This is a genomic window from Dokdonella sp. GW821-FHT11D02, from assembly GCF_058808595.1.
The window spans coordinates 3,430,421-3,440,961 of sequence record NZ_CM179520.1; the positions used below are offsets into that span (position 1 = coordinate 3,430,421).

The 10,541-nt window shown below is 69.4% G+C and carries 10 protein-coding genes; 5 read left to right on the forward strand and 5 right to left on the reverse strand.

Annotated features, from left to right (window positions below):
* Nucleotides 1-9: 9 nt before the first annotated feature.
* Both AC3QL3_RS14620 and AC3QL3_RS14625 read right to left on the reverse strand, forming a co-directional pair.
* Nucleotides 10-2,811, reverse strand: a complete 2,802-nt coding sequence (locus tag AC3QL3_RS14620) for a serine/threonine-protein kinase (RefSeq protein ID WP_492894829.1) — start codon at nt 2,809-2,811, stop codon at nt 10-12.
* A gap of 65 nt (nt 2,812-2,876) precedes the next feature.
* Complete coding sequence (locus tag AC3QL3_RS14625) at nt 2,877-3,422, reverse strand: ECF-type sigma factor (RefSeq protein WP_492894830.1); 546 nt, start codon at nt 3,420-3,422, stop codon at nt 2,877-2,879.
* 139 nt (nt 3,423-3,561) lie between these two features.
* Between AC3QL3_RS14625 and AC3QL3_RS14630 the strand changes: the two genes are divergently transcribed.
* From AC3QL3_RS14630 to AC3QL3_RS14640, 3 genes are all read left to right on the forward strand, one after another.
* Nucleotides 3,562-4,515, forward strand: a complete 954-nt coding sequence (locus tag AC3QL3_RS14630; protein WP_492894831.1) for a hypothetical protein — start codon at nt 3,562-3,564, stop codon at nt 4,513-4,515.
* A gap of 50 nt (nt 4,516-4,565) precedes the next feature.
* Nucleotides 4,566-4,952: a glutaredoxin domain-containing protein gene (locus tag AC3QL3_RS14635; RefSeq protein WP_492894832.1), complete on the forward strand. Its 387-nt coding sequence runs from the start codon at nt 4,566-4,568 to the stop codon at nt 4,950-4,952.
* Nucleotides 4,953-5,106: 154 nt separating this feature from the next.
* Nucleotides 5,107-5,280, forward strand: coding sequence for a hypothetical protein (locus tag AC3QL3_RS14640; protein WP_492894833.1), 174 nt, complete (start codon nt 5,107-5,109; stop codon nt 5,278-5,280).
* Between the two features lie 139 nt (nt 5,281-5,419).
* On the opposite strand, the gene kdsB is transcribed toward AC3QL3_RS14640, so the two are convergent.
* Nucleotides 5,420-6,196: a 3-deoxy-manno-octulosonate cytidylyltransferase gene (gene kdsB / locus AC3QL3_RS14645; protein ID WP_492894834.1), complete on the reverse strand. Its 777-nt coding sequence runs from the start codon at nt 6,194-6,196 to the stop codon at nt 5,420-5,422.
* Nucleotides 6,197-6,319: 123 nt separating this feature from the next.
* On the opposite strand from kdsB, the gene AC3QL3_RS14650 reads away from it, so the two are divergent.
* Both AC3QL3_RS14650 and AC3QL3_RS14655 read left to right on the forward strand, forming a co-directional pair.
* Nucleotides 6,320-7,252, forward strand: a complete 933-nt coding sequence (locus AC3QL3_RS14650; RefSeq protein WP_492894835.1) for a DMT family transporter — start codon at nt 6,320-6,322, stop codon at nt 7,250-7,252.
* 12 nt (nt 7,253-7,264) lie between these two features.
* Nucleotides 7,265-7,855: a DUF8453 domain-containing protein gene (locus AC3QL3_RS14655; protein WP_492894836.1), complete on the forward strand. Its 591-nt coding sequence runs from the start codon at nt 7,265-7,267 to the stop codon at nt 7,853-7,855.
* Nucleotide 7,856: 1 nt separating this feature from the next.
* Here AC3QL3_RS14655 and AC3QL3_RS14660 read toward each other — a convergent pair whose 3' ends face one another.
* Together AC3QL3_RS14660 and AC3QL3_RS14665 are read right to left on the reverse strand one after the other, a co-directional pair.
* Nucleotides 7,857-8,759: a ribokinase gene (locus AC3QL3_RS14660; protein ID WP_492894837.1), complete on the reverse strand. Its 903-nt coding sequence runs from the start codon at nt 8,757-8,759 to the stop codon at nt 7,857-7,859.
* 69 nt (nt 8,760-8,828) lie between these two features.
* Nucleotides 8,829-10,511: an ArnT family glycosyltransferase gene (locus AC3QL3_RS14665; RefSeq protein WP_492894838.1), complete on the reverse strand. Its 1,683-nt coding sequence runs from the start codon at nt 10,509-10,511 to the stop codon at nt 8,829-8,831.
* Between the last annotated feature and the right edge of the window lie 30 nt (nt 10,512-10,541).

The following is a 10,541-nucleotide window of genomic DNA, read 5'->3' on the forward strand; positions in this document are numbered from 1 at the left end:
GCCGAAGTCTCAGGGCTTCGCCGCGATCGACGAGTCGGCGAGTAGTTTCATCGCCGCATCGCGCTCGAGGCTCGGCTCCGATCCGTTCCTGGCCAACGCAGCTTCGGCTTCGCCGCGCAGTCGGTTCATCGACGCGGCGTCACCGAGCGCCGCTTCGACGCGCGCAAGTTCCGCGGCCGCGTGCGCCAGCAGCGCCGGCGCGCTCGGCACGGTCGAGGCGATCGAGGCCAACGCACTCTCGAACGGCTGCTTCGCCTCTTCGCTGCGACCCGTCGCCTGCAAGGTCTGACCGTAGAGCAGGCGCGCGCGGATCGATTTCTCGCTGATGGGATCGGCCAGCGTGGCGTACATGGCGACGGCTTCCGCGGCGGCAGCGACGGCGCGCTCGCGCTCGCCGCCGGCCACCGCCCAGCGGGCTTGCACGGTCATCGCGTAGGCGGTGTCGGGATGCGCGTCGCGATGCCGCTGCCGCGCCTCGGCCAGGGCGGCCTCGAGCAGAGTTCGCGCCTCGTCCAAGCGTCCACGTGCGACCAGCACGTCGGCGAGGCTGGCTTGATCGTAGTCGCGGCCGTTGTCGCCGTAGTCCGCACCGAGCAAGCGCTGCTTGCGCGCGATCATGTCGCGCAGGCCCGCTTCGGCCTCGGCGTAGTCGCCCTGCTGAAAGCGGATGCGTGCGCGATTGCCCAGGCCGATCGCCTCGTTCAGCGCGGCCGACGTGCCGAGCGCGCGATCGACCTCGATCGACTTCGCGTAGAACGCATCCGCCTCGGCCAGCTTGCCTTCGAGCGCGAACACGATCGCGAGCTGGTTCAGATGCCGCGCCAGATGCGCATGCGGCCGCGGGTAGACCGCGGCGTCGATGTCGAGCGCATCGCGCATGAGCCGCTCGCCTTCGCCGTAGCGGCCGAGCCGGACCAGGGCGAAGGTCAGATATTCCATCGCCTCGGCGACGTCGGGATGGCGCTCGCCGAAGCGATCGCGCTTGCGCGCCAGCGCTTCGCGCAAGAGCGGCTCGGCGCGATCGGCATGGCCGGCGTCCATCAGAATCCAGCCGAGATTCGTCACCGCTTCGGTGCGCTCTTCGCTGTCTTCCGGCAATACGCGACGCGCCAGCGCGAGCGCCTTCTCGCCCAGTTCGATCGCCGGCGCCGCCGCGCCGCCGCGCTCTTCCAAACCGGCCAGCCAGGCCAGCGCGAGCACGTGCTCGGGCGTCTCGGCTCCGGCTCCCGCTTCGAACGCCGCGATCGCTGCGCGCAGTCGCGTCGTCGCCTCGCGCACGCGACCGAGTTCGTCGAGATTCTTCGCGATCAAGGTTTCGACGTGCAAAGTGCGGCGGTCGGTGGTGCCGAACTGCGCCGCCGCCAGCGCGGCGGCGGCTTCGAGCGAGGTTTGCGCGCGCTCCGGTACGCCGCTGCGCCGCTCGAGGTCGCCGATCACACCGAGGATCTCGACGCGCAAGGCGGGCCGCGTGGCGAAATCGCGCTCGGCGCGTTCGCGCCCGCGCGCCAGCAGCTCGACGGTGGATTCGTCCGCCTTCGCCTGCGGCGCGGCGCCGTCGAACAAGCCTTCCAGAAAGCTCTTGAGCGCATCCGCATGGCGCGCTTCGTCTTCGGCCAGCAGGGTCTGCGCTCGCGCCTCCTGTGCGGCGCGACGCGCGCGTTGCGATTCGTAGGAGCTGAGCACGGTCGCGGCGAGCAGGATCGCGCCGACCGCCGTGCCGATCGCGACCGCCAGCGCATGGCGCCGCACGAACGCGGACGCGCGATACGCGACGCCGCCGGCACGCGCATGCAGCGGGCGGCCGTCGAGATGACGCTCGACGTCTTCGCGCAGCGCGGCGGCACTGGCGTAGCGGAACTGTGGATCGGGTTGCGTTGCCTCGCGCACGATCGCGTGTAGGTCGGCGCCGAGCGTATTGCGCCAGGCTGCCACGTCGAACGCGGGCGCGTCAGCGCCGTCGCGCGGCGGCTTGCGCGCGCCGAGCAAGCCGGCCAGCAAGATGCCGAGCGCGTACACGTCGATCGCGGTGGTCGGCGGCGCGCCGGCGATCTGCTCCGGCGCGGCATAGGCGCGTGTCAGGCGCCGCGCTTCGGTGCGCGTGGCTTCGCCTTCGCCGGTGAGCAGCTTCGCGATGCCGAAGTCGACCAGTTTGACGAAGCCGTCGGCGCCGACCAGCACATTGCTCGGCTTGATGTCCCGATGCACGATCAGGCTGCGATGCGCATGCTCGACCGCGGCGCAGACTTCGACGAACAGCGCGAGGCGCTCGCGCACGCCGAGGCCGCGGCGTTCGCAATGGGCCAGAAGATCGTCGCCGCCGACGAATTCGAGCGCCAGGAACGGCGTGCCGCTCGGCGTGAATCCGGCGTCCAGCAGTTGCGCGATGTGCGGATGCCGCAGCCGCGCCAGGATGCGCTGTTCGCGCAGGAAACGGCGGCGCTCGTCCGGATCGTGCACGTCGACGCGCAACAGCTTCAGCGCGACCGTCTGCGGCCCGCCGGGTAGTTCGCGCTCGGCTTCGAACACGCTGGCCATGCCGCCGGCGCCGACGAAGCGCAGCACGCGATAACCGGCGATCGACGGCAGCGCGTCGGCCGCGTCTTCCGCCAGCCCCGGCAGCCATTGCCCCATGCCGCGTTCGAGGCCAGCGATGCCGGCGACGTTGTCGAGCGCCTGCGTGACCAGCACGCGCAAGGTGTCGTCCTCGCAGTGCCCGCGCAGCCAGCCGGCGCGTTCGGCGGCGGGCACGTCGAACAAGGCGTCGAGCAAGGGCTCGATCTCGGACCAACGCTGGGCGAAGGCCGCGATCATCGGCGGGAGGGAGGCGAGCGCATGAACTTCACTAGCGCAAAAGGAAGGCCGCGTCCGACATCGCCTCATGCCTCCGGCAGCAAGCAGCCGGCGAGAAAGGTGCGCGCCTTCAACCAGTCGCGCTCGACCGTACGCGTGTTGACGCCGACGATCTCGCCGATCTGCGTATTGGAGAGATCGGCGAACAAGCGCAATTCGGCCACGCGCGCGAGGCGCGCATCGAGACGCGCGAGCTGATCGAGCGCCTGATCGAGCGCGAGCACATCGACGATGCCCGATTCGGCTTCCGCCGCGGTTTCGTCCGCCGCCTGCCGCTTCTGCGCGCTCTTGCGCCGCGCATGGTCGATCAAGAGGTGGCGCATCACGCGGCTCATGTAGGCGTAGAAGTGCGCGCGATCGGAGAACTCGAAGCCGCTTTGCTTGGCCAGCGTGAGATACGCCTCGTGCACCAGCGCCGTCGTCTCCAGCGTGTGCGCGCCTTCGCGCGCGAGTTGGCGCCGCGCGAGCTGGCGCAGCGAGGCGTACACCTTCGGGATCAGCGCATCCACCGCCGCCGCATCGCCGCCGGCGGCGCGCGCGAGAAATTCCGTGATGTCCGGCTCGGCGTTCATTCGCCGGCGCAGTCTAGCGCGACGACCTCGTGTCGGTGCGTCGATTCGTTTTGCGCTGTAAGCAGAGACGGCCGCACTCCGCGCCGTCGGCGGCCTCCCCCGACCGTCCGAACCTCCCCCGGAAATTCAGGAGCAACACATGTCTCACCCCCGCACTTCACGCCGTCGCAACGCCCGCAGCGCCGGCCTACTGCTGCTCGTGCTGAGCGCCAGCGCCGGTGCCGCCGTATCGGATCTCTCCACCGACGCGGCCGCAGAAGCCACCGCCGCCGCCGCGGCAAGCGCCGCCGCACCCTACAACTACCGCACGCTCGACTACCCCGGCACCACCTGGACCAAACTCTGGGGCATCAACGATTTCGGCGACCTCGCCGGCGAATACCGCGTCGACGGCTCGCCCATCCACGCCATGACCCATCGCAACGGCCGCTTCGAGTCGCTCGATCCGGACGGCCAATTCGGTGATCGCGGCAGCGCGTCGGGCGGTCCCAACGATCTCGGCACGCTGTGCGGCTTCTACACCGACGAATCGAACCACCAGCACGGCTACACCTTGCAGTGGGGCCGCTTCGAAACGATCGATTTCGCCGGCCATCTGCATTCCAACTGCGACGACGTCAATCTGTTCGGCGCGATCGCCGGCGTGTACTGGGATGCCGACGGCATCCAGCACGGCATGCTGCGCCGCTACGGTCACGACACGCCGATCGACTATCCCGGCTCGCTCGGCACGTATCCGCTCGGCATCGACAACAGCGGCGGCATCGTCGGCATGTGGTACACCGACCCGCGCACGACGCACGGCTTCTATCGCAACGCCGCCGGACGCTACTCCGCGCTGGACGTGCCGATCGCAGGACCCGGCGGCACCGTCGCCATCGGCATCAACGACACCGACCAGATCGTCGGCTACTACATGGACGCCGCGCACCACTATCACGGCTTCGTGCAGACGCGCGGTCGCTTCCGCTATCTCGACGTGCCCGGCGCGGTGCAGACCTTCCCGACCCACATCAACAGCTTCGGCGTGATCGCCGGCTACTACGTCGATGCGGCCAACCACAACCATGGCTTCGTCGCGACGCCGTGGTGAGCTGCGGCGCGGCGCACGGCCGGTTTCATCGAACCTGACTGAGGACTCTCATGAAGATGCTCGTCAACGCGATCTTGGTCGCGGCGTTTCTCGGCGCCGGCATTTGGCTCGGCCCGCCTCTGCGCGCCGCCTACGAACGCTGGTTTCCCGAACCCGCGTTCGTCACCGGCGACTACGCCGAGCTGCATCGGCAAGCGCAGACCTCGGTGGTCCTGTTTTCGACGTCGAGCTGTCCCTACTGCCAAAAGACGCGCGAGTTGTTGAACGACGAACACGTGGACTACCGCGATTTCGTGGTCGACCGCTCGGCCGATGCCGCGCGTGACTTCAAGGCGCTCGGCGGCGGCGGCGTGCCGCAGCTGTTCGTCGGAAATCGGCGCATCACCGGCTTTCGTCCGGACGCGATTCGCGAATCGCTGGCCATGATCGAACAGTGATCGCCGGCGTCGAGCCGAGCAGTATTTTTGGAGAAAGCCCGGTCTGCTACGGCAGGCCGGCGCGAGCCGGGGCCGGACGGCCTCAGGGAGGCGGCGATGCTCGCGATTGGACGTCGTGTTCTGTGTGCATTCGCAACCACTATCGGAGCAACCCATGAAAAAACTGAACTATCGTTTTCTGCTGTCGGCTTGCGCCTTGGCGATGGGCCTCGGGATCAGCATGACCGCGTTCGCGCGGCCGTGCTGCTGCATGTGCGCCGAGGGCAGCGCGGGCAATGCCTGCCGCGCGATCTGCAGCCCCAATTGCGGCATCTGCGATCCGGACTGATGCGCGAACGTTCGTCCGCACGTTCCCAATAGCGCAACGTGCAAGCACCGCGGGATGCGGCGAGCGACGCGGATCAGCGCACTCGCCGCATCCGGCATCGTTGATTGACGGACCTCTTCGCTCGCTCGAGCGAAACGACTCAGCGCGCGGCGCTGCTAAGCAGACGCTCGGTGCGCGCGAGATCTTCGGCGGTATCGACACCGGGCGGGAACGGCTCGGGCGCGAGGCGCACGGCGATCGCGTGGCCGTGTTCGAGCGCGCGCAGCTGTTCGAGCGATTCGAGCGCCTCCAACGGCGTGCGCGCGAGACGCGCATAGCGGCGCAGGAAACCGGCGCGATACGCGTAGATGCCGATGTGGCGCAGAAACGTGCCCGGCGGCAGCGCCGCGCGATCGTGCGCGAACGCATCGCGCGGCCACGGCAGCGGCGCGCGGCTGAAGTACAGCGCACGGCCGGAAACGCCGCGCACCAGCTTGACGCAGTTGGGATCGAACAATTCGCCGGCGTCGTGCAGCGGCGTCGCCAGCGTCGCCATCGGCGCGTCGTCCTCGACCAGAGCCGCGGCGACGGCGCGGATGCCGCTGGCCGGTGCCAGCGGTTCGTCGCCCTGAAGATTGACCACGATCGCATCGTCCGCCCACGCGCAGCGATCGGCGCATTCGGCCAACCGGTCGCTGCCCGAGGCGTGCTCGGCGGCGGTCATCACCACGCGCACTCCGCTGCCCACCAGCGCCGCCTCGATGCGCGCATCGTCGGTGGCGACCACCACCTCGGCCGCGCCGGCCGCGCGCGCGCGCCGCGCCACGTGCACGATCATCGGCTCGCCGGCCAGAAGCCGCAGTGCCTTGCCGGGCAGGCGCGTCGAGCCGTAGCGCGCCGGAATCGCGACGATGAAGGAGGTAGGCGCAGAGTCCATCGCAAGCCCAGGCAGGAAGGCATCGCAGCGTAGCCGAGCGATGGTCGCGAGGACAACGCGCACGGCGGCGGCGCACGCGGCGATGTTAGGATGCGCCACCCTCGCCGTCCCGACCGCCCGCTCGTGAACACGCCCGCCGCCGCGTCGCCCACGGCTTCCGTCTTGCCGCTGCGCGCGGTCGTCATGATGGTCGCCAGCACGCTCTGCTTCGGCACGATGGCGGTGCTGATCCGCATCGTCTCGGCGCGCGTGCATCCGTTCGAGATCGCGTTTCTGCGCAGCTTCTTCGGTGCGCTGGCGGCATTGCCGCTGCTGTGGCCGCGCGGCCTCGGCATGCTGCGTACCGACCGCCTCGGCTTCTACGTGGTGCGCTGTGCGATCGGAGTCGCCTCGATGCTGGCCGGCTTCTGGGCGATCGCGCATCTGCCGCTGGCGCAGGCGATCGCGCTGTCCTATTCCTCGCCCCTGTTCGTCACCATCGGCGCGGTGCTGTTTCTGGGCGAGGCGGTGCGGCTGCGGCGCTGGACCGCGGTCGCCGCCGGCTTCGTCGGCGTGCTGGTGATCGTGCGCCCGGGCGGCGACGGTTTCAGCGCCGCCAGCCTGGTCGCGTTGTTCTCGGCCGCGATGACCGGCATCGTCACCATCAGCATCAAGTTCCTCTCGCGCAGCGATCCGGCCGACACCATCGTGCTGCTGACCACGTGGTTGTGGGTGCCGCTGTCCTTGCCCGCCGCGCTGACCGTGTGGCAATGGCCACCCGCCGATCTGTGGCCGTGGCTGATCGTGATCGGCGTGCTTGGCACCAGCGGCCAGTACTGCTGGACGCACGCGCTCAAGCGCGCCGACGCCTCCAGCTTGGCGCCGTTCAGTTATCTGCAACTGGTGTTCGTCGCGGTACTGGCCTGGCTGCTGTTCGGCGAGACGCCGGACCGCTACACCGCGCTCGGCGCCGCCATCGTGATCGGCGCCAGCCTCTACATCGCGCGGCGCGAAGCGCAGCTCGCGCGTCAACAACGCGCGCAACCGCCTTCGGACAAGGCCGAACCGCAGATCTGAATCGAGACATCCATGACCGCACCCACACCGCCATCGGAACAGCCGCCCGCTTCGCCCGTCGCGCGCTCGCGACCGGACCTGGTCAGCCTGCTCGCACTCGCGGTCAGCGTGTTCGCGCTCGCCGTCGGCACGTGGCAGACGCGGCTGATGCAAGGGCAGGCGCGCGCCAGCGTGTGGCCCTACCTCGCCATCGGCTACACCTACAGCAACGACGTCGACACCGACGGATTCATCTGGACGATCGACAACAACGGCGTCGGTCCGGCGCGCGTGCAGTCGGTCAAGCTGACCCTCGACGACAAGCCGATGCGCAACTGGGACGAAGTGCTCGCTGCGCTCGGCCACACGAAGCGGACGCGCATGGCCACCACCAGCTTCGCCCGCTCGGTGATTCCACCGAACACCAACCGCGAGACCACCGTCTCGCCGATCCGCGTGCACGAACGCGAAGTCGGTTCGCTGTTCAAGAACGCGATCGAGCGCTTCCGCATGGAAATCTGCTACTGCTCGGTCTACGACGACTGCTGGGTCGCGCACTGGCAGCGCTGGCAGGTCGATCCGGTCGATCAATGCCGCGCCGACGGCGTGCAGTTCGAGCAGTAGCTCAGGCCAGCGCGCGGCGCAGCAGCGCCTGCACCTCGGCGCGCGTCGGAATGCTCGCCTGCGCGCCCATGCGCGTACAGGCCAATGCGGACGCTGCGCAGGCTTCGCGCAAGGCCTCGGGCAAGGCTTCACCGCGCGCACGCGCGGCCACCAGCGCGCCGCAGAACGTATCGCCGGCACCGGTGGTGTCGACCACGTCGACTTCGAACGCAGGCTGCTCCAGCGTCTGCTCACCGACACGCGCACGGCAGCCGCGCTCGCCGAGCGTGACGATCACGCACGGCACCTCGATGCGCGCGAGATTCTGCTCGACCGTCGCCTGCGCGCCTGCCAGCGCGGCGAGTTCGCCTTCGTTGACGATCAGCACGTCGACGTCGGCCAGAAGTTCGGCCGGCAGCGACTGCGCCGGCGCCGCGTTCAGCACGACCTCGACGCCGGCCGCGCGTGCCGCGCGCGCGTAGGCGGCGACGCTGGCGAGCGGCGTCTCCAATTGCAGCAGGAGATGGCCGACGCCATCCAATGACGGCAGATGCTCAGGCCGCAGCGCCGAGTTCGCGCCGGGCGCGACGGTGATCGCGTTCTCGCCGCGATCGGAGACGCAGATGAAGGCGGTCCCGGTCGCCTCGTCACTGCGATGAACGTCGAGTTCGACGCCGGCTGCGCGCAAGGATTGCTCGATCGGTGCGGCGAACGAGTCGTCGCCGAGCGCGAGCAGCATGCGCGTGGCGACACCGCCCGCGCGCGCGCAGGCGACCGCCTGGTTGGCGCCCTTGCCGCCGGGAAAGGTGCGGAACTCGCCGCCGAGCACGGTCTCGCCGGGCGCCGGGACGTGTGGCGCGCGCACGACGAAATCGAGATTGGCGGAACCGGCAACGAGGATCGAAGAACGTCGTTCGGAAGTCATCGCGGCGAGAGTGCAGCCGCTCGCGCGCCGACGCAAGACCGCTGAGCGCTGGGTCTACACGGACCCGCTTCAGCGCTGGCTGAGCGACTGCGACGGCAGCGTGCGCGGCAACACCGACTGCAGCGACAGGCCGCGCTCGATCGCACGCGACCAGACCAGGGCGAGCTCCGCATCGGCGACCGGCTCGAAGCGATGCTCACCGGCGGCCAGATGCACCGGGCCGTCGAGGAAGCGATCGCCGTCCAACCATCCGGCCACCTCGCCGTGGCGATCGACGAAGCGGTAGTCGCCGGCGATCGCGATGCGGAATTCCGTCTCTCGTCCCGCCGCGATCGCGCCCAAGCGCTGGCCGGCCACGCGCAGACGCCCGCCGACCGGCAGATAGTTGGCCTCGACGAAACCGCGGTCGGACGCCGGCAGATGATCGTCGAGCAGGAACGCGGTCGAGGTGGCGGCCAGCCGCTCGGTCAGATCGTCGTGGATCGAGCCGTTGCGCAAACGTTCCTCGGTTACCCGTTCGATCACCCAGAAGAACGGGCGCGGGCGGAAGATCGAATCGCCCTTGGGGTCCATCACGTAGTCCTCCGGCGCGGTCAGCGCGAGGATGTCGGCGAGTTCCTCGCGCGTCGGCGCGTAGCGGTCGGGCGCGATCGACACCTTCACCGTCAGCAGCGCCAACGCAAGCGCCGGCAGCGCCCAAGCCAACGCGTGGCGCCGCAGCGGCGGTCTTCCCGGTTCAGTGCCGGCGGCCAACAACGCGGCCGGCAACAACGCGAGCAGCGGCAGCACCGGCAGCAAGTCCTGGTGCGTGAACAACGGCCAGTACGCACTCAACGCTAGCAGGTAGCCGAACGCCGACAACAGCACCCAAACACCGCGTCGCCAGCGCGCAGGATCGGCTTGCCGCCGCCAGCGTGCCGCGGCCACGCAGGCCAGCGCATAGCCGACCGGAAACAGCGCGAAGTACCAATCGCTGCGCTTCCAGCGGCCGAGGCCGGCGACCAAGTTGTGCTCGAACACGGCATAGATCGCGGCGTGCCAAGCATCGTGGGCGATGAAGTACGCGGCCAGCACGGCCGGAATCACTACCGCACCGGCGCTGCCGAGCAGCAACCAGCGCAGCGCGCGCAGCGGCACCGCGCGCTCGCGCCATTCCAAGACGAACACCGTGGCCGCGGCCAGCAGCGCCATCGCGATCAGCAGACTGGTCTTGGCCGACACGCAGAACGCCGCGCCGGCGAGCATGCCGACGCCGAACGCACGCAGACCGGTGAACGGCCGCTTCACCGCGGTCGCGACCGTGCACAACCAGAGCAACATCCACAGATCGTCGGTGCGGTACTGCGTGGAGGTGGTGAAGAACACCGGCGTCGCGCCGGCCAACAGCGCCGCGCAGACGCCGACGCGCCAGGACCACACCGCGCTGCCGATGCGCCAGGTCGCGTACAGCGCGCCGAAGTACAGCGGAATCATCGCCAGCCGCGCCCACAAGACCACGTCCGCGCGTTCACCCAACAAAGCCAGCAGCGGCGCGCACAGCAGATGGAACAGCGGCGTGTGGTTGTCGAACACGTCGCGGTACACGACCAGGCCATGCATCCAGGCCCACACCACGTGCAGGTGCTGCGCCTCGTCGGTGTCGGGCACCAGAGTGAAGGCGTGCATCACACGCAACAGCAGAAGCAGCGCGAAGGCGGCGGCGACGAGCACGCGCGGCGCGTGCGGATGGCGAATCAAACGGGCGATGTGCATGACGGATCGTTCCTTCGATCCGTCCAGCCT